The sequence below is a fragment of the Mesorhizobium silamurunense genome (genome assembly GCF_014843825.1).
Taxonomy (GTDB): domain Bacteria; phylum Pseudomonadota; class Alphaproteobacteria; order Rhizobiales; family Rhizobiaceae; genus Mesorhizobium; species Mesorhizobium silamurunense.
On sequence record NZ_JHQR01000454.1, the window covers coordinates 1 to 342 of the forward strand.

General features: G+C 62.3%; 1 protein-coding gene. It reads right to left on the minus strand.

Annotated elements, in window-relative coordinates:
- Positions 1-342 (minus strand): hypothetical protein (locus tag DH10_RS35950; protein WP_192385962.1); only part of this gene is annotated, 342 nt, incomplete at both ends.

Genomic DNA, 342 nt, shown 5'->3' on the forward strand with positions numbered 1-342 from the left:
GCGCCACAACCGCCCGCGCGGCACCGCGCCTTTTCAGGATCTTCAGTACATCATCCTTGCTGAGTTTCTGGCCACCGAACTCCAGCTTCGCCAGCGTCTCGGCGTTGTCCCCCAGGGCCCGCACGGCCCGGGAGGCACCTTCATTGCCCAGGATCTTGACGAGATCGTCCTTGCTGAACCTCTGGCCGCCGAACTCCAGCTGCGCCAGCGCCTCCGCGTTCTTGACCAGGACCTTCACCACCTGGGCGGCACCCTTGTTGTGCAGGATCTTGATGATATCGTCCTTACTGAGCTTCTGGTCGCCGAACTCCAACTTCGCCAGCGCCTCTGCGTTCTTGACCA